This window comes from Exiguobacterium undae DSM 14481 (assembly GCF_000620805.1).
In the GTDB taxonomy this organism is placed as follows: domain Bacteria; phylum Bacillota; class Bacilli; order Exiguobacteriales; family Exiguobacteriaceae; genus Exiguobacterium_A; species Exiguobacterium_A undae.
In genome coordinates this window covers 948724-966934 of sequence record NZ_KK211187.1, presented here as the reverse complement: position 1 = coordinate 966934, position 18211 = coordinate 948724, and the positions used below count along the sequence as shown (strand labels likewise).

The window sequence follows — 18211 nt, the reverse complement described above, 5'->3', positions numbered from 1 at the left end:
CTCGCTTGTTTGGACCATTTCATTTTTCGTGTCCTCAATCGTAGCTGACATCTATACAGATTGTGTCCTTAGTATAGCCAAAAACAAACTTCTTTGACAAGAGAAATTAATAACGGCGGCGGTTTTCTCCTAAAAACTCAATCGGATTCGTCGTCGTCCGGATGCGTTCCATCAAGCGCATTGCTTTTAGTTTATCGCCTTGATCATTCGTAATCCCAAAATGCAACTCCAGTTCATCGTACGATAAGTTCGAACTGAACAAGGTCGGCAACCGGTGCATCATCCGGTATTGCAGGATGATCCCGAATAATTCATCGCGTACCCACGGGCTGATCGACTCCGCTCCGATGTCATCAATCAGCAGGACCGGAACGGTTTGAAAACTCTCCAAAAAGGAATCAAAGCTGTCCGTCCGGATCCGGCGTTTTGCTTCCGAGACGAAACCGGGCGCGTGGACCAAGATGGTCGCGACGCGTTCCTTCTTCAAGGCATTCCCGATGGCGGCGAGCAAATAGGTTTTTCCGACACCAAAACTACCGTGCAAATATAACCCTTTTGTCTGTTGCTTTGAACGGGTTGCGTTCAAAAACTGAGAAGCGGCACGTAAGGCCAGTTTCCGGTCCGTCGTCGTCAAGTCAAAATCACTGAAATTCGCATCCCGGACTTCATCCGGTAAAAAGAGACTCTTGAACTTCTTCTCAAGCGCCCGTTCGTTTTCAAGATCCCGCAAGGCCTGTGTTTTTTCGTAGGCGACCATGATTTGTCCTTTTTCCAAATGCAGGACAGGCTGATAGCCTTCAATGACCGCTTTTTTTTCAATGATTTGATTACCATGCATCTGCTCGGCGTATTCGTTTAACTTCAACATGCCCCGTTCAATCGTCCGTTGATCGATTTCCGGATGAGTCCTTAGAAACATGATGACACCGGGATGGGATAACACACGCTCATGAATCGCGCGGACGGATGCCGCCACATCAGGCCGGTTCAAGATCTTTTCAATCGAGGATTGGATATGTTCCATCTCACTGCTCCTTTATTTGCCCTTCAGCTCCCGCAGAATCCGTTCCATCTCTTCATCATCTGGTACTTCGGCTTCAAAGCTGGCTTTTTTGGTTGCTTCGTATTGTTGTTGTTTTTCTTTCTCTTCTTGTAACCATTTTGGATTCGGACCGGCGGCATTCGGACGACCGCGTCGTCCGCCTACGGTCTGACGGGAACGCTCTTGTTTCTGGTCTTGTTTTTTCGAAATCAATTCGTCCTGTTCTTTTGTTTTCGCCAAAGCTTCGGCTGCCGTCACGTATCCTTTTTGTTTCCAATCATCGACGATGGAGAGAAGGAAGTTTTTACTGAAGCGGTTGTCCTTTTTGATGACCAATGCGTAATAGTAGGCGGCATTGACGATGCCGGAAGACATTTCGTAATCAATGATCAACTGTTGAATCAACTCTTCGTCGCGTTCCGATAACGCTTTGACTTTCCGCAGTTTAGCGACGTAATGTTTCGGATGTGTTCCTTCCATCGTCTCCGTTTCGCTCAGTTCCCCGACTTCTACTTCTTCGAGCACCGCAACCTTGGCTTTCTTTTCCCGACTCAACTTTTGTTTGGCAGACAACATCATCTGTTTACAGCGCTCTTGTTTTTCACTGTCAGTCATCGGCAGGTATGCTTCATGCCGGAAACGCGCGTTCAGGAGTTCCGCCATTAACGCTTCATTCGATTGTGTGACGTACGCCAGTTTCAACAACAGATGATCAATCGATTTTGTATAAAAACTGCGTGGCAGGAAACGATCGGTTTGACGTTTCATTTCTTCGAGATCAAACGAATAATCAAATTCGTACGCCGCCCGTTCTTGTTTGGCATAGGATTTTGGTTGATGTGCGGAAGCTAATCCTGCTTTGACATCAAAGACCTGATCAAAACGAACGGTCCGATCAACGACGTTTTTCGGTAAGGGATCGGTCCGGAATCGGTTTTGTAAGGCACGGAACCGGATTTCACCCACTCGATAAAACAGTAAGCTCGATAACACCCCATCATTTAAAAACGTATTCGGTGCTAACGGGACACGGATTTGATAGACATACCGATACGCTGCTTGTTTCGCTTCGAATGTCCGGATCAGACCGATGCCCTCGAGCTTAAACAATTCATCTTTAAACTCATCGACGGAAAATCCGAGGAGCGTACCCAGTTCAGCGTGCGAGATGTACTGGGATTTGGTTTTCCCGGGAATCATCTCACTCCAGAATGTCTGATAGAGACCAAGTGCCTTCACACCGATGATTGGTTGATATAAATAATACAGGGACTGATAGGCTTCCCGGTCGACGACACCATTACTCATGATCAAGCAAAGGTCCGTTCCTGATACTTCACGTTCCATCATTTGACTCGTCCCTTCTTTCCTGAGAAAAAGAGAGGTGCGTTCTGAACAGACAGACGACCTCTCCTTCATTAGGTTTGATTTTCGCGTTCGTTGTCTTGGTGACGTTCCATCAATTCTGATAACTCTTGGAAAAAGACATTGATGTCTTTAAATTGTTTATAGACGCTCGCAAACCGGACATACGCCACTTCATCGACTGAAGCGAGTTCATTCAACACCAGTCGTCCGACCTGTTCGCTTGGAATTTCATGTTGTGCGGTCGCACGCAACGTTTTTTCGACGCGGCTGACCACCGTTTCCAACTGTTCAATTGAAATCGGTCGCTTCTCACAAGCCCGGACCAGTCCGCGCAGAATCTTATCTCGATTGAATTCGTCACGTGTCCCGTCTTTTTTTACGATGATGAGCGGTGTCTGTTCCACCATCTCAAATGTCGTAAAACGATAACCACAGGATTCACATTCACGTCGTCTTCGAATCGATCCGAAATCTTGAACCGGTCTCGAATCTAACACTTTTGTGCCGTTATAGTTGCAGGCTGGACAACGCATGTCGTACCTCCATTCACGTAATTTCTCTTGTACCGATCATCTTCAAGCGATAGGTCGCATCGAGCTCTTGATAAATCGCATCGATCCATTTCTCAAGATCCGGACCTAATAACCCGTCACGGTGTAAAAAAAGATCAACCGCCGTTCGACCTGATCCGACCATGATGACTGTCGCCAGTCCGTCCAGTCCGGACGCACTGAAAGCCAATTCCCCTCGTCCTTGATCAATCCGTTTGACCGTTCCTTCTTGGCGTGTAATCACCGTCTCAAGACCCGTAAACAACATCTCTGCTGTCGCTGCATAATAATGGGTCCGTAATTTTTCATTTTTATGTGTGTCCGACGTTTCCAGCTGTTTTTGTAATCGTTCCTTCAGTCCCATTCGTCATCACCTTTTTCTGTTTTCTTCTACTATTAAGAATAACAGACGTCAGACATATTAAAAAGCCCTCGCCATGAAGACGAGGGCTTGTTCATTCGTGTTTTTGTCAGTTAACGTGCTGAACCGTAGCAGCTGGAACTTCAACAGGTCCCATACCACGTGGAATTTCGACATTTTCACGGATTTTCGCATCGAGTCCGTCAGCGATATAATGCGCTGCGATAGCTGGATCGATCCGATCGCCACATGTAAATACATCAACCGATGCATATCCATGTTCTGGGAAACTGTGAATCGTCAAATGCGATTCAGAGATAATGACGACGCCGCTGACGCCGTGTGGAGCAAACTTATGGAACGCGACTTCGCGAACTTCCGCACCTGCTTGAAGTGCTGCATCAACAAAAAGTCGTTCTACAAATTCCATGTCGTTCAATTTTTCAGGATTACAATCCCAAAGTTCTGCAATAATGTGTCTTCCCATAGTATCCATTTGTGGATCCCCCCTACATTCAATGGTCTTCAAAGTATAGTCATGATCACTTACTTTGCGCCTGAGTCGTTCGCACCCACGGGGGAAAGTTAGTCCAGAGAGGTCCTAACCCTTTAAGCTGCGATTGCCAGACCGATTGAAGTTCACGATTTGAATTATAGCGAGTATCAAAAAGATACACAAGGATAAATTTCAAATTTTAATATATTTCCATCAAAAAAACGCTCTACCGACTGGTGTAGAGCGTTTTTATCGATATTTTTTTATTTTAACTCGAGTTGTTTTTCTGTCACATTTGTCGCTTCGATATGGGCACCGACCAGGTGGACAAGATCGACGACGCGACATGAATAGCCCCATTCGTTATCGTACCAGGCCAGCACTTTTACATGCCGTCCGCCCATCACCATCGTCGACAGCCCGTCCACGACGGTCGAACGTTCTTCCCCGTTAAAGTCGATTGACACAAGCGGCTCCATCGTCAGACCGAGGATGCCGTCAAGCGCACCGTCCGCCGCCTTGACGAACGCTTCATTGACTTCCGCGACCGTCGTATCACGGCTCACTTCGACGACAAGATCGACGAGCGACACGTTGGGTGTCGGGACACGCAACGCAAGACCGTTTAGTTTCCCTTCCAAATGCGGCAAGACAAGCGAAATTGCTTTGGCTGCTCCTGTCGATGTCGGAATGATGGATGAACCGCAGGCACGTGCGCGACGCAAGTCCTTATGTGGATTATCGATGTTATTTTGATCATTCGTAAAGGCATGTACTGTTGTCACGAGACCGGTCTCAATCCCGAATGCCCGGTCAATGACCTGAACGACTGGTGCAAGGCAGTTCGTCGTACAAGAAGCGTTCGAGATGATGTCATCCGTCTCATGATCGTACATGTCGTCATTGACGCCCATGACGATTGTTCGTAACTCTCCTTTTGCCGGTGCTGTAATGACGACTTTTTTGGCGCCGGCAATCAAGTGTTTCCCCGCACCCGATTTCGAATTAAATTTCCCGGTCGCTTCGACGACGATATCAATCCCAAGTTCCCCCCACGGTAACCGTTCCGGATCGCGCTCACTGACGATTTGGATCTGGCGACCGTTGACCATCAACGCCCCATCCAGAATCTCGACCGGATAAGCAAATTTTCCATGGACCGTATCATACTTGATTAGATGTGCCAGTGTCTCCACTGGATAACTCGCATTGATGGCGACGACCTCGCTTTTCCCCTCAGCGATGAGGCGCCGGAATACCATTCGACCAATTCGACCAAAACCATTGACTGCCACCTTGACTCCCATTTGCGGATCCCCCTTCAATGTGACGGATGTTGCTCCGTTTACAGATAGAACTATATCATGAAATGTAAGCGATTTCATTATGTAACGCAAAAAAAGTGAGAGAAGTTGGTAACTTTCTCCCACTTGAATGCTGAAACCCGTTTTCGGATTAAAAAATCAAAGGCATGTCAGAGATTTCTTTGCTTGTCTTGGACGGATTTTAACCACGTATCAATTTGTTGATATAACGCTTCATGTTTTCCTTCGTTCCACAAGACATGGTCAGCAAGACGTTTTTTCTGTTCGATATCAAGTTGTGAATCGATTCTTGCCTGGGCCTCTTCCGCCGACAGTTGATTCCGTTCCATCAACCGTTCTTTTTGTAAAGACGCGTTGCAATAGACGACAACGACTTGATCCACGAGCTGTTTCCAGTCCCCTTCGAGCAACAACGGGATATCAAATACAATCAAGGAATGCCCTGATTGTTCATACTGATCGGCCAGTTCAAGCATCTGTTGTCTGATCTTCGGATGCATCAACTTGTTTAACAGTAATCGTTTTTCATTATCGTGAAAAATGATATCCCCTAACTTGGACCGGACCAGCTGTCCGTCAATGAAAGCCGTCGGAAACGCTGCTTTGACTTCCGGATAAGCCAGTCCCGTCGGTTCGATGACCTGACGTGCCACGAGATCGGCATCGATGACGGGGATGTCCTGTTGTTTCAGATAAGCAGAGACGGTGCTTTTCCCCGTTGCGATGCCTCCCGTCAATCCGACTCTCATAACGCAACCTGTTGGCACGTCGGACAGAAGTGAGTTCCTCGTCCGCCGACCTTGATTTTTTCAATCGCTGTTCCGCACCGCGGACACGGGGCACCGGTTTGCCCGTATACCGCCAGTTGCAACTGAAATTCTCCTTTTCCGGTCGGTGACACATAACTCCGAATCGTGCTTCCCCCACTGTCGACGGCTTTTTGCAAGACCTCGACACCGGCGACATGAATCCGCGAGATATCGTCGAGTGTCAGTGCGCCCGCTTTCGTCAGCGGATGGACCCGTGCCGCAAACAACGTTTCATCCACATAGATGTTTCCCAACCCTAAAAAGATCGATTGATCGAGCAATGCGGTTTTAATCGGACTGCGTTTTTTTCGAATCAAATTTTCAGCCAAGACTTCGGCTGTGAACGTCGGATCAAACGGCTCCCGCTCGAGTTGGGCAAGCGGTGGAACCTGCATCGCCGTCTCTTTATCCCGTAGCTCCATCGTCCCGAATTTCCGGACATCGTTATAATGTAATTCCGAACCGTCCGTAAAGCGGAAGATGACATGGGTGTGCTTGTCCTTTTCAATCGCTTGCGGATAAGGAAAATACTTTCCTTCCATCCGCAAGTGACTCACGAGATAAAAACGTTCGAACGAGAACAGCAAAAATTTCCCGCGGCGGTCGACCCGCTCAATCCGTTCTTGATGTAACGCATCAACGAACGGGGCAACGTCCATCCCGCGAATCATCTTCGGATGAAACACTTTTACAGAAGAAATCGTTTTTCCGGAGACCGTCCGTTCCAAACTTCGTCTGACGGTCTCGACTTCAGGTAATTCAGGCAACTTATTTCCTCCTCTGGCAACTTCTTATTTTGTTTCGTACCACGAATGTCCTGCATCGCCGTCCACGCGTAACGGAACCGACAAGTCGACCGTCTGCTCCATCGCTTGTTTGACCAACGTTTTTAAAGCATCCAATTCTTCGTCCGGAGCCTCAAAAATCAATTCATCGTGTACTTGCAGTAACAGGCGAGCCTGCAACGGTGATGCTTCCAGCGCCGCATGAACATCAAGCATCGCTTTTTTGATGATATCGGCCGCTGATCCTTGGATCGGTGTATTGATCGCTGTCCGTTCCGCAAACCCTCGTAAATTAAAGTTTTTCGAATTGATGTCCGGAATGTTGCGACGGCGGTTCATCAGTGTTTCGACAAAACCGTTCATTCTCGCCTTCTCGATCGCCTCATCCATGAACAGCTTGATTTGCGGGAAGAGTTCGAAATAACGATCGATAAAGTCTTGTGCTTCCTTCCGGGAGATGTTCAGGTTTTGCGACAACCCGTAATCACTGATGCCGTAAATGATGCCGAAATTGACCGCTTTCGCTTGACGACGCATATTCCCCGTCACATCATTTGGCGCGACGCCAAATACACTGCTGGCAGTTTGTGTGTGAATGTCCGCATCGTCTAAGAAGGCTTGGACCAGTGTTTTATCTTCCGACATATGTGCCATGACCCGTAACTCGATTTGTGAATAATCGGCGGCATAGAGCGACCAACCGGCTTCACTCGGAACAAAGGCTTTGCGGATTTTTCGACCCTCTTCAATCCGGACCGGAATGTTTTGCAAGTTCGGATTGACGGAACTGAGTCGTCCAGTCTGGGCAATCGTTTGGGCAAAACGGGTATGGATTTTCCCGTCTTCTTTGATGACTTTCTGCAATCCTTCGACGTATGTCGATTGCAGTTTTTGCAACTCACGGTACAACATGATATGGTCGATGACCGGGTGCAGCGGTCGCAATTTTTCCAGTACGTCAGCTGCCGTCGAGTAACCGGTCTTCGTTTTCTTGAAGGCGGGCAACTCCAGTTTCTCAAACAGGATGACGCCGAGTTGTTTAGGGGAGTTGATATTAAATTCTTCTCCGACTTCACCGTAAATCAGTTGTTCTAAATCCGTTAATCGTCCCCGGAGGTCTTCCTGCATGTCCTGTAATGTCGCGACGTCTACGCGAATCCCTGTCCACTCCATCTCCGCGAGGACACCGGACAACGGCCGCTCTAACGTCTCATACAGTTCGAACTGTTGATTGGCTTTCAGTTCTTCTTTCACTTTCGGGAACAACAGCTCAATCATCCGTGCTTTTTCCGCCAGGTACGGGTGCAACAAGTCGTCTGTCGGAGCGAGACGTTTGGCGCCTTTCCCTAAGACAGCTTCTTCGTTTGGTGCCATCAGCATGTAATGTCCCGCGATTGATGCGAGTGTCGTACCGCCGCTTAAGTTCAGCAAATAGCCGGCGAGCAACAGATCGTCAAAAGCCGTTAATTTCAGATCATGTTTCCGTAAGGCAAAGGCAACTTGTTTGGCATCGAGGCAGATCTTTTGATGATCCGACTCGATCCAGGCACGAAATGCCGGATCATTCACAAGTTCCGGGGAAGCCACATAAATCTGATCCGGAGTCGCGATCCCGAACCCGATGATGTCTTCTTCCATATAATCTTCCCGTAATTGTTCGACGACGAGCACAGCGTCCGTCACGCCTTCCGGAAGCGAAGTAATGGTTTGGACGTTCAACTGTTCTTTATCCGCTTCCTCGACGACCGGCGCAAACCGGTTCGTCAAGGATTTAAAGCCGAGTGACTGGAACAACGAGTACGGCACTTGTGTATCGACATCACTGATCTGTAAGTCATCAAGCGTGACATCAAGCGGGACGTCAAGCTTGATCGTCGCAAGTTCCTTCGACAGCCGTGCCAATTCTTCGTTTGCAATGACCTTCTCTTTTTGTTTTCCTTTTAAGTCCTCGACATGTTCGTACAGTCCTTCGACCGAACCGTAGGCAGAAATCAATTTGATGGCCGTTTTTTCACCGATTCCCGGAACACCCGGAATGTTATCGGATTTATCGCCCATCAATCCTTTGAGGTCAATCATCTGCATCGGCTTCAACCCGCCGTAAGTTTCGGCAAACAGTTCCTCCGTCATGCAGAGGACGTCTGTGATCCCACGTTTTGTGATCAGCACTTCGACTTGATCCGTCACGAGTTGAAGTAAATCCTTATCTCCCGTCACGATCCGGATGCGATCAGCCGGCATCGTCTGCGCCAATGTTCCGATCAAATCGTCGGCTTCATAGCGGTGAAGTTCCATCATCTGAATCCCGAGCGCCTCACAGATGTCGCGGACGATCGGAAACTGTTCCCGCAGTTCAGACGGTGTTTTTTCCCGACTCCCTTTATACTCCTGATAGACATCATGGCGGAACGTTTCACTCGAAGCATCGAATGCGACCAGCATATGTGTCGGTTGTTCTTCCTCCAGCAGTTTCAGTAACATCATCGTAAAGCCGTAGGCGGCATTCGTGTTGCGTCCTTGCGCGTCCGTCATCGGCGGCAAAGCAAAAAAAGCTCGATACGTGAGTGAGTTCCCATCAATTAATAAAAGTTTGTTTTCCATCATCTACGCCCCTTTGGAAGATTTTCTGTTCTTATTGTATCACTCTGCACACATTTGTTCGCTAAAAAGACGACAAAAAATGACGACCGGCTAAAAAGCCGATCGTCTTGGCGTATCCTGACATGGGAGCTGAACCAGTCGGGACACAGATGATGAAGAAGGTATCTTTAGCATACGATTCCTCTGTAAAGGGAGTGTGAACCCTTATCCCTTTTTCGGTAAACGAATCGTAAAGGTCGTTCCTTCGTTTTCTTCTGATTCGACTTCAATCGTTCCGTGATGAAGATCGATGATATGCTTAACGATCGCGAGTCCAAGACCGGTCCCGCCCGAATTTCGACTCCGCGCCTTATCCACGCGGTAAAATCGTTCGAAAATCCGTTGCGTTTCTTTCGGATGAATCCCGATCCCGTCGTCTTTGATCCGAAGCATGACTTCTTCCTCGCCGTCTTCCAGACTAATCCAAACATTGCCGTCGTTCGGTGTATAGTTGAGTGCATTGGCGACAAGATTGACGACGACCTGCTTCAAACGGTTCAAGTCCGCCCGGATAAAGACTTCTTCTTCCGTTTCAAGATGGATCGTCATCTGCTTCTCGGCTGCCTTGCGGCGTAGTAACGTTTCCGTTTCGCGGATCAAACTCGTCACATCGACAATCGTCGTCTCCAGCTGATAATTATCCTGTTCGAGACGGGACAACTCGAGCAAGTCCTCGACGAGCGTCTGCATCCGTTCCGATTCGTCGTGGATGATATTCAGGAACTGTTCCCGGATTTCCGGAACATCCTGCGCCCCATCGAGTAAGGTTTCAGCAAATCCTTTGATGGACGTCAACGGCGTCTTCAACTCATGACTGACGTTCGCGACAAAATCTTTGCGCATCTGTTCCAATTTCTTGATCTCCGTAATGTCGTTGAACACAACCGTCGTTCCTTGAACACGACCGTTCTTCCCGAAAATCGGTGCAGCGCTGACCATGAAGGTGCGGCTGTTTAGCCCAAACCGGACACTCGATTGTTTCCGATTTGGTTTCTCCGTCAGGTAGACATCTTCAATGACTTGACTCATTTTTTCATTCGGTAAGACACGGTAATACAGTTTCCCATTTGATTTTTCATGGATGTTAAACATCTCCCGGTACGTCCGATTGACAAGCAACACGTATCCCTTCTCATCAATCAACATCAGACCGGCACCCATGTATTCAATCAAAGACTCGAGTCTTGCCCGTTGCATCGCTTCACCGGAAGAGGCATTCTCTAAATTCCGGGCCAGAAGATTAATCGATTTCCCGAGGTCACGCGATTCATCCGGTGCGGTGAGCTCATAGACACGCGATTTGTAATTCCCGTGAGACAGCTCGTATAAGACTTCGGTCGCTTCGGCAATCGGACGGAGAAAACGTTTCGTCGAACTGTAAACAGCAAAAAAGATGATACAGAACGAGGTAATCAGTGACAGGACGATGACTGTCCAAATGCGGGAATAGATGATGTCCAAATCTTTTGTATAACGGATTAAACTGATATAGACTTCACGGTCATCTGCGGTTACGACCGGTTTCGTATATTGAAGACTCGTCTCGTCGACCTTTGATTCAAACGTTCCCTCATCGGGGATGGCAGAAAAGTTGATGGCACGGACGTTCAATTTGGTCACATCAATCGGTGTACCGGCAATGATTTCTCCCCGTGAATTAAAGAGGATCATGTCAAAATTCGACTCGGCATACAGCTTGTCTACATACTGGGCCATCTCCGAAACCGAACGATCCCGCAAAATTGTTTCCACAAGCGCTGTCTCATCCGTCAATTTTTCCTTTTCGTTATTGACATAAAATTCTTTAAAGGACTGACCGAGTAACACCCCTAAGGCAATCAGGACCAAACTGATGAAGGACAGCATTTTTAAAATAAATCGTTTGCGGTATTTACTCATTCCGCCTTCGGCTCCTCCATCTTATACCCGAGTCCGCGGATCGTTTTAATATAAATCGGTTTTTTCGTATTCGGTTCAATCTTTTCACGGACATGACTGATATGGACGTCGACGATACGTGTATCCCCAACAAAATCATAATTCCAGATTGCAGACAATAATTGATCCCGTGTCAGCACACGTCCCTTATTTTTTGCGAGATACACCAACAGTTCAAATTCCTTTGGTGTCAATTCCAGTCGTTCGTCCGCTTTAAACGCTTCGTAATTGTCTGGAACGATTTTAACATCTCCGATGAGAATCGTTCCATCCGTCACTTCTTCCGTGACCGTCTGCTGATTCATCCGGCGTAAAATCGCTTTGACACGTGCCACGACTTCACGGGGACTGAACGGCTTCGTCAAATAATCATCGGCGCCGAGTTCGAGTCCGAGTACTTTATCAAATTCGTCATCTTTTGCGGTCAGCATCAAGATTGGTGTATTGATTTTTTGTTGACGTAATCGTTTACAGACTTCTAGTCCATCGAGTTCCGGCAACATAAGATCGAGTACGATTAATGCCGCGTCTTGTTTTTCGGCTAATTTCAGACCTGTCATTCCATCATGAGCCGTTTCGACTACAAATCCGGCTTGTTCTAAGTTAAATTTCAAAAGTGTGGCGATTGAGAGTTCATCATCAACAACGATTATTTTATCTTTCAAAACAGTTGGCCTCCTCAGCGCGTTTCATCTTTGAATGAGGAATTCCGTGGAATCCACTTCTTCTGTCTTCATCTTAACGACTTTCGCTACTAAACCACAAATCTTTCTGTCGTTTCTTTACATAATCTTTAAGGTCGCACACGTTCTTCCAGTAGTTTCCCGTGTTGAAACAACAAAATTGGGGAAACAGTTACATATCGTCATCATGTGGAGGAATGAATATGGAATGGAACAACCCGTTATTTGCAGCAATCACTGCTTGGTTTATTGCCCAAGCCGCAAAACTCGTCACCGGTCTAATTAAGACTAAGAAATTTGATCTTGAAATTATGTTTGCCTCAGGCGGCATGCCTAGTTCACATAGTTCGACTGTCGTCGCACTGGCTGTCGTGATTGGTTTTCAAGAAGGCTTCGGCTCATCGTTGTTTGCGCTCGCTACGATTTTTGCCGTCATCATCATGTATGATGCGACTGGAGTCCGCCAGGCCGTTGGTCTTCAAGCCAAACTGCTGAATGATTACTTCAAAGGAATCCGTCATGAAACACCGTTGCTCAACGAATTGGTGGGACATACCGAGTTCCAGGTCTTCGTTGGTCTGTTGCTTGGTCTAGCCGTTGGTTTCCTCTGGCCCGTCCTGTTCTTTTAATCTGTAACGCGTACCGGATAAATCAAAAGAAATGTCTTCATACAAAAGACCGCTTCCGATATTCGAAGCGGTCTTTTTGCTGATTTCTGTTATGGTTTTAAGATGACTTTGATACACCCGTCCGCATGATCGTTAAACGTTTGATAGGCATGAGCAGCCTGTTCCAAATCAATTTTGTGGGTGATGATATCGGTTGGATCAAATTCTTGATTGATGATTTTTTGGAACAATTCCGGCATCAGATGAACGACCGGTGCTTGCCCCATCTTCAATGTGATGTTTCGGGTGAAGAAATCGCCGAGCGGGAATTGATTGTATTTTTTCGCATAGACCCCTGTCAGTTGGACCGTTCCGAATTTTCGGACAGCATCTTTGGCGATATTGATGGCACTCAATGTCCCACCTTGTAATCCGATCTTTTGTTCCACTTTTTCAAGCGCGGACATTTTCCCGTCAAATCCGACACAATCAATGACGACGTCGGCCCCGCCCTGTGTCAGTTCTTTTAAATATTGACCGGTTTCCTGATGATCCTGTAAGTTGACGGTCTCGACCCGATTCGTCATCTTCGCATGATTCAGACGATACACTTGTTCATCGACCGCAATGACCCGTTTTGCCCCTTGCATCCAGGCGAATTTCTGTGTCATCAATCCGACAGGTCCTGATCCCAAGACGACGACGGTATCCCCTTTCTTGACCCCGGAATTGATGACGCTCCAGTACGCTGTCGGGATAACATCCGACAAAAACAACAACGCTTCGTCTTCCAGTTCACATGATTCAGGCACGACGAGCGGCATGAAGTTTCCAAACGGGACTTTTAAGTACTCTGCTTGTCCGCCGGGATGTCCGCCGAACTCTTCCGTAAATCCAAAATAGCCGCCTGTATCGACGTGCGGGTTCCCATTGGAATTATCACACTGACTCTCCATATCGTGATCACAGTAGAAACAATGACCACACGCAACGTTGAACGGTAAGACAACCCGATCGCCCCGCTTGACCTTCGTCACGTCAGGACCCACTTCTTCGACGATTCCCATCGGTTCATGTCCAATGACATAATCCTTTTTCGCCGGCATGTTTCCTTGATAGATGTGCAAATCTGACCCACAGATGGCAGTAGACGTAATCTTGACGATGATATCATCATTTTTCTCAATCGACGGATCCTGTACATCTTTCACTTCGACATTTTTGGTACCTTGATAAGTGACAGCGCGCATGGTGGTTCCCCCTTTGATTTTTCAAAAATAGCGTACTTTATTCGTTTACCCCAAATAAGCAGCATTTATGTTACATGTTTTTTACAAAAAGAGGAACCTCAAGCAAAGTCACCTATCTTTCATTGATTTTAGTTCGCTTCAAAAATCCATACAAAAAAAAGGTGAGCCCGATTTAATAATCGAACTCACCTTTACATCCTACTTTTAAAAATCATTGCTTCACAGAAGCGAAAGAACGGAACGGACCGTCGAAACGGATTGATCGAGTGCCTGCTTCTCTTCCGGGCTGAGTTCCAGTTCCAATACTTGTTCGATCCCATTCCCGCCTAAAACAGTCGGAACACCCAAGTACAAGTCCTCGTACCCATATTCCCCTTCAAGATAGGCAATCGCCGGTAAAATCCGCCGTTGATCCTTCAGGATGGCTTCCACCATCTCGACGATCGCTGCCGCTGGTGCGTAATACGCCGAACCGTTCCCAAGTAACTGAACGATTTCACCGCCGCCTTTTCGGGTCCGTTCGACGATGGCAGACAACCGTTCCGGTGTCATCAGTTTCTCCAGCGGAATTCCACCCGCGTAGGAATAACGTAACAACGGAACCATATCGTCGCCATGCCCGCCGAGCACGAATCCGGAAATATCCTTGACCGATACATTCAGCTCCATCGCAACAAATGCTCTGAAGCGAGCCGTATCGAGCACACCAGATTGTCCGATGACCCGTTCTTTCGGAAAACCGGACGCTTGAAAGACGGTATACGTCATCGCATCGACAGGGTTCGTCAAGACGATGATGATTGATTCCGGGGCATGGGTCACGATTTCTTTCGTGACCGCTTTCATGACGTTTGCATTCGTACTGACAAGATCTTCGCGACTCATCCCGGGTTTTCTGGCAATGCCGGCCGTAATGACGACGATGTCAGAACCTTCGATGTCTTGATAATCTGATGTCCCGTTAATCCACGCATCAAAGCCTTGGATTGGGGCCGTTTCCTGCATGTCGAGCGCTTTGCCTTTCGTAGCGTTTTCCTGTTGCGGCATATCGACGAGCACGATATCCCCCAGCTCTTTTTGAGCCAGATAAAGTGCTGTCGTCGCTCCAGTAAATCCGCTGCCGATGACCGAAATCTTTTTCCGTCGATTCATTGCCCAGTCCCCCTAGTCAAGATTGGATTACATATTCTTGATGAGTTCATCTGCGAATTCAGAACATTTCACTTCTGTCGCACCATCCATGAGACGTGCGAAGTCATACGTGACCACTTTTTCTTCGATTGATTTTTCCATCGATTGGATGATCAAGTCTGCTGCTTCATTCCAGCCAAGGTGACGGAACATCATTTCGCCTGAAAGAATAACAGAAGACGGGTTTACTTTATCGAGTCCAGCATACTTCGGTGCCGTACCGTGAGTCGCTTCGAAGATGGCATGACCTGTCATGTAGTTGATGTTCGCACCTGGTGCGATTCCGATACCACCGACTTGCGCTGCAAGTGCATCCGAGATGTAATCCCCGTTCAAGTTCATCGTTGCGACGACATCGAATTCTTTTGGACGTGTCAAGATTTGTTGTAAGAAGATATCTGCGATTGAATCCTTAACGATCAACTTACCAGCAGCTTCTGCTTCTGATTGTGCTTTGTTCGCCGCGTCAGTACCTTCTTCTTCTTTAATGCGGTCGTACTGGTTCCATGTGAAGACGTGTTCTGCGTACTCACGTTCTGCGAGTTCATAACCCCAGTTCTTGAAAGCACCTTCTGTGAACTTCATGATGTTTCCTTTGTGAACGAGCGTCAATGAAGCACGTTTGTTTTCAAGAGCATACTCAATCGCCGCACGAACAAGGCGTTCTGTTCCTTCTTTTGAGATCGGTTTGATTCCGAGACCTGACGTTTCAGGGAAACGGATTTTGTTGACACCCATCTCTGTCTGAAGGAAGTTAAGTAATTTTTGCGCTTCTTCGCTGCCTGACGCATATTCGATTCCTGCGTAGATATCTTCTGTATTTTCGCGGAAGATGACCATGTCTGTATCTTCTGGACGTTTGACTGGTGAAGGAACACCTGTGAAGTAACGGACCGGGCGAAGACATGTATACAAATCAAGTTCTTGACGAAGTGCAACGTTAAGTGAACGGATTCCGCCGCCGACTGGTGTCGTGAGTGGTCCTTTGATGGCGATGATGTGTTCACGGATCAGATCAAGTGTTTCTTCCGGAAGCCAGTTGCCTGTTTTGTTGAAGGCTTTTTCTCCAGCGTAGACTTCTTTCCACTCAATTTTCTTCTCGCCGTTGTATGCTTTTTCGACAGCAGCGTCGAAGACACGAACTGCAGCATTCCAGATATCAGGTCCAGTGCCATCACCGATGATGAACGGAATGATTGGAGCGTTTGGTACGTTGAGTGTGCCGTTTGTTACCGTGATGTTTTCGCCTTGAATTGTAGCCATTTGTAAAATCCCCCTTGAATATGATTGATGTCATCAAAAAGCAGGAGAGGATTTCTCCTCTCCATCTTTTTTAACGTTCGTTCATGGACACGTATGTCCGGTGTGTTTCACCAATATAATCGGCGCGTGGACGAATGAGGCGGTTGTCACTATACTGCTCTAAAATGTGCGCTAACCAACCTGACATACGACTGACGGCAAAGATTGGCGTAAACAATTCCGTATCAAGTCCAAGTGCATGGTATGTGGAGGCGGAATAGAAATCGACGTTCGGTTTCAATCCTTTTTCCGATTGGACGATCTGATCAATCTTCACTGACATCTCGTACCATTTCGGTTCTCCGATTTGTGCCGTCAACTGGCGGCTCATCTCTTGGAGATGCTTCGCACGCGGGTCGCCGTCCTTATAGACACGGTGACCGAAGCCCATGATTTTTTCCTTGTTCTTAAGTTTATTATGAACATACTCGTCAACCTTTTCAACTGAATCAATTTCAAGCAACATGTTCATGACCGCTTCGTTCGCTCCACCGTGAAGTGGACCTTTGAGTGCGCCCATCGCTGCCGTAACACCAGAATAGACATCTGATAACGTCGCGACGCAGACACGTGCCGTAAACGTCGATGCATTCAGTTCGTGATCCGCATGTAGCACAAGCGCTTGGTTAAAGGCTTTTTCTGCTACTTCTGTCGGCTCCTCGCCTGTCAGCATATAAAGGAAGTTTGCCGCATACGAGAGTCCTGGTTTCGGAGCAATCGGTTCCTGTCCTTTTTTGATGCGCGCATATGCCGTAACGAGTGTTGCAATCTGCGCTTGGAGTTTGATGGCTTTAGCGTAATTCGCCTCCGTCGACATATCCTCTGCAGACTCATCATATAATGCGAGTTGCGACAAGGCAGTCCGAATGGCAGACATCGCATTAGCGGTTTTTGGCGCCACTTTTAATGTCTCAAGTACTGCAGGTGCAACAGTCGCTTCAGAAATCAAGGCTTCTGACAGTTGCTTCAGTTCCTCTTCTTTTGGTAAGCGGTCATTCCAAAGTAAAAAGACCACTTCTTCGAATGAGGCGTGCTCCGCCAAATCATCAATTGTATAGCCACCATACGTCAACTGACCATCAATGATCGAACTGATCTTCGATGCTGTCGCGACGATTCCTTCTAAACCTTTTGTTTGTGTCATACAAAAATCCCCCTTTTTTTCCCCCAGAAATTTAAAACGCTTTCATTTCCGTATTGAAAAAAAGACGTCTACGCAAGAGTCGTTCCCCACGTTGAACCGTTTGCTCTTGAATAGACCATCTTGTTTCTGTCCTTAGTATAAACAAAATTAACCAAAAAGTGAACGAACTTGCATACTATTATCAAAAAATTAATTCCAAAGTGTGTAGTTCTTCAACTTAACCACTGATTACCTTGACGATGATGTCCCACATTCCGATGATAAGCGCCGCAATCCCTGCTCCGATCAATGGTCCAACCGGAACCCCTTGGAACACGCCAACCGCAAGAATCGTCCCGGCAAGCAAGGCCGTCGTGACGAGTGGATCTTCCTTCATCAATCCGACACCGTGTGCGGCGATGATGGCGACGAAAATTCCCGACAGGAAGGAGATGATGCCGATATGTCCCCGAATGCTGTTCAGCAACTCTTTAAATCCGATATCACCGGTTGCAATCGGAACGAGAATAGCCGCTGTAATCAAGGTGACGCCCCAAGTGATCCCTTTCGCCTGCAAAGACGGAAACAGACGACCATCTAAGCCGATTGCTTTTATGATCAGTAAGAAAGCGGCTGCAATGATCAAGGATTTATTTTGGGCGATGACACCAATTAAGACAAGACCAATCAAAAACAGATACGCTTCCATATGAATCCCCCGATTTGAAAAAACGGACAT

At 47.3% G+C, this 18211-nt stretch carries 17 protein-coding genes; 1 reads left to right on the top strand and 16 read right to left on the bottom strand.

The window, feature by feature from the left end:
* Positions 1-106 precede the first annotated feature (106 nt).
* From dnaI to P397_RS0105490, 11 genes are all read right to left on the bottom strand, one after another.
* A complete protein-coding gene (gene dnaI, locus P397_RS0105540; protein ID WP_026832353.1) occupies positions 107-1024 on the bottom strand; it encodes a primosomal protein DnaI in 918 nt (305 codons plus the stop codon).
* Between the two features lie 12 nt (positions 1025-1036).
* Complete coding sequence (locus P397_RS0105535) at positions 1037-2389, bottom strand: replication initiation and membrane attachment family protein (protein ID WP_235183947.1); 1353 nt, start codon at positions 2387-2389, stop codon at positions 1037-1039.
* A 71-nt stretch (positions 2390-2460) separates the two neighbouring features.
* Entirely contained in the window at positions 2461-2943 is a 483-nt protein-coding gene (gene nrdR / locus P397_RS0105530) for a transcriptional regulator NrdR (RefSeq protein ID WP_026827755.1), read from the bottom strand.
* 13 nt (positions 2944-2956) lie between these two features.
* A complete protein-coding gene (locus tag P397_RS0105525; protein ID WP_028105877.1) occupies positions 2957-3325 on the bottom strand; it encodes a hypothetical protein in 369 nt (122 codons plus the stop codon).
* A gap of 106 nt (positions 3326-3431) precedes the next feature.
* Positions 3432-3818, bottom strand: a complete 387-nt coding sequence (speD, locus tag P397_RS0105520; protein ID WP_026827753.1) for an adenosylmethionine decarboxylase — start codon at positions 3816-3818, stop codon at positions 3432-3434.
* Positions 3819-4081: 263 nt separating this feature from the next.
* Entirely contained in the window at positions 4082-5125 is a 1044-nt protein-coding gene (locus tag P397_RS0105515; RefSeq protein WP_026832350.1) for a glyceraldehyde-3-phosphate dehydrogenase, read from the bottom strand.
* Between the two features lie 167 nt (positions 5126-5292).
* Positions 5293-5892 (bottom strand): dephospho-CoA kinase, encoded by a 600-nt coding sequence (gene coaE / locus P397_RS0105510; RefSeq protein ID WP_028105876.1) that lies wholly within the window; start codon positions 5890-5892, stop codon positions 5293-5295.
* Positions 5889-6719 carry a DNA-formamidopyrimidine glycosylase gene (gene mutM / locus P397_RS0105505; RefSeq protein WP_026832348.1) on the bottom strand — a complete coding sequence of 277 codons (831 nt, stop codon included), beginning with the start codon at positions 6717-6719 and terminating at the stop codon, positions 5889-5891. The genes coaE and mutM overlap by 4 nt, the downstream gene beginning before the upstream one ends.
* 24 nt (positions 6720-6743) lie before the next feature.
* Entirely contained in the window at positions 6744-9341 is a 2598-nt protein-coding gene (gene polA / locus P397_RS0105500; RefSeq protein WP_028105875.1) for a DNA polymerase I, read from the bottom strand.
* A gap of 201 nt (positions 9342-9542) precedes the next feature.
* The gene (pnpS, locus tag P397_RS0105495) at positions 9543-11276 is read right to left on the bottom strand and encodes a two-component system histidine kinase PnpS (RefSeq protein ID WP_028105874.1); all 1734 of its coding nucleotides are present in this window, start codon (positions 11274-11276) and stop codon (positions 9543-9545) included.
* Entirely contained in the window at positions 11273-11980 is a 708-nt protein-coding gene (locus P397_RS0105490; RefSeq protein ID WP_026832345.1) for a response regulator transcription factor, read from the bottom strand. The genes pnpS and P397_RS0105490 overlap by 4 nt, the downstream gene beginning before the upstream one ends.
* A gap of 215 nt (positions 11981-12195) precedes the next feature.
* Between P397_RS0105490 and P397_RS0105485 the strand changes: the two genes are divergently transcribed.
* A complete protein-coding gene (locus P397_RS0105485) occupies positions 12196-12627 on the top strand; it encodes a divergent PAP2 family protein (protein WP_369877521.1) in 432 nt (143 codons plus the stop codon).
* 89 nt (positions 12628-12716) lie between these two features.
* On the opposite strand, the gene P397_RS0105480 is transcribed toward P397_RS0105485, so the two are convergent.
* From P397_RS0105480 to P397_RS0105460, 5 genes are all read right to left on the bottom strand, one after another.
* A complete protein-coding gene (locus P397_RS0105480) occupies positions 12717-13856 on the bottom strand; it encodes a zinc-dependent alcohol dehydrogenase (RefSeq protein ID WP_026827745.1) in 1140 nt (379 codons plus the stop codon).
* A 219-nt stretch (positions 13857-14075) separates the two neighbouring features.
* Positions 14076-15008, bottom strand: a complete 933-nt coding sequence (mdh, locus tag P397_RS0105475) for a malate dehydrogenase (RefSeq protein ID WP_026832343.1) — start codon at positions 15006-15008, stop codon at positions 14076-14078.
* A 27-nt stretch (positions 15009-15035) separates the two neighbouring features.
* On the bottom strand, positions 15036-16310 hold the full coding sequence (icd, locus tag P397_RS0105470) for an NADP-dependent isocitrate dehydrogenase (RefSeq protein WP_026832342.1): 1275 nt from the start codon (positions 16308-16310) through the stop codon (positions 15036-15038).
* A 70-nt stretch (positions 16311-16380) separates the two neighbouring features.
* Positions 16381-17493 carry a citrate synthase gene (gene citZ, locus P397_RS0105465; protein WP_026832341.1) on the bottom strand — a complete coding sequence of 371 codons (1113 nt, stop codon included), beginning with the start codon at positions 17491-17493 and terminating at the stop codon, positions 16381-16383.
* 217 nt (positions 17494-17710) lie between these two features.
* Positions 17711-18187 carry a DUF441 domain-containing protein gene (locus P397_RS0105460; RefSeq protein WP_174544506.1) on the bottom strand — a complete coding sequence of 159 codons (477 nt, stop codon included), beginning with the start codon at positions 18185-18187 and terminating at the stop codon, positions 17711-17713.
* Positions 18188-18211: the final 24 nt, after the last annotated feature.

What these genes read in the sequence shown, in the direction of transcription:
- P397_RS0105485 (WP_369877521.1), top strand. Translation starts at nt 12,196, where the DNA reads ATGAATATGGAATGGAACAACCCGTTATTTGCAGCAATCACTGCTTGG.
- P397_RS0105535 (WP_235183947.1), bottom strand. Translation starts at nt 2,389, where the DNA reads ATGGAACGTGAAGTATCAGGAACGGACCTTTGCTTGATCATGAGTAAT.
- icd (WP_026832342.1), bottom strand. Translation starts at nt 16,310, where the DNA reads ATGGCTACAATTCAAGGCGAAAACATCACGGTAACAAACGGCACACTC.
- P397_RS0105515 (WP_026832350.1), bottom strand. Translation starts at nt 5,125, where the DNA reads ATGGGAGTCAAGGTGGCAGTCAATGGTTTTGGTCGAATTGGTCGAATG.
- P397_RS0105525 (WP_028105877.1), bottom strand. Translation starts at nt 3,325, where the DNA reads ATGGGACTGAAGGAACGATTACAAAAACAGCTGGAAACGTCGGACACA.
- nrdR (WP_026827755.1), bottom strand. Translation starts at nt 2,943, where the DNA reads ATGCGTTGTCCAGCCTGCAACTATAACGGCACAAAAGTGTTAGATTCG.
- citZ (WP_026832341.1), bottom strand. Translation starts at nt 17,493, where the DNA reads ATGACACAAACAAAAGGTTTAGAAGGAATCGTCGCGACAGCATCGAAG.
- mdh (WP_026832343.1), bottom strand. Translation starts at nt 15,008, where the DNA reads ATGAATCGACGGAAAAAGATTTCGGTCATCGGCAGCGGATTTACTGGA.
- polA (WP_028105875.1), bottom strand. Translation starts at nt 9,341, where the DNA reads ATGATGGAAAACAAACTTTTATTAATTGATGGGAACTCACTCACGTAT.
- dnaI (WP_026832353.1), bottom strand. Translation starts at nt 1,024, where the DNA reads ATGGAACATATCCAATCCTCGATTGAAAAGATCTTGAACCGGCCTGAT.
- coaE (WP_028105876.1), bottom strand. Translation starts at nt 5,892, where the DNA reads ATGAGAGTCGGATTGACGGGAGGCATCGCAACGGGGAAAAGCACCGTC.
- pnpS (WP_028105874.1), bottom strand. Translation starts at nt 11,276, where the DNA reads ATGAGTAAATACCGCAAACGATTTATTTTAAAAATGCTGTCCTTCATC.
- P397_RS0105480 (WP_026827745.1), bottom strand. Translation starts at nt 13,856, where the DNA reads ATGCGCGCTGTCACTTATCAAGGTACCAAAAATGTCGAAGTGAAAGAT.
- speD (WP_026827753.1), bottom strand. Translation starts at nt 3,818, where the DNA reads ATGGATACTATGGGAAGACACATTATTGCAGAACTTTGGGATTGTAAT.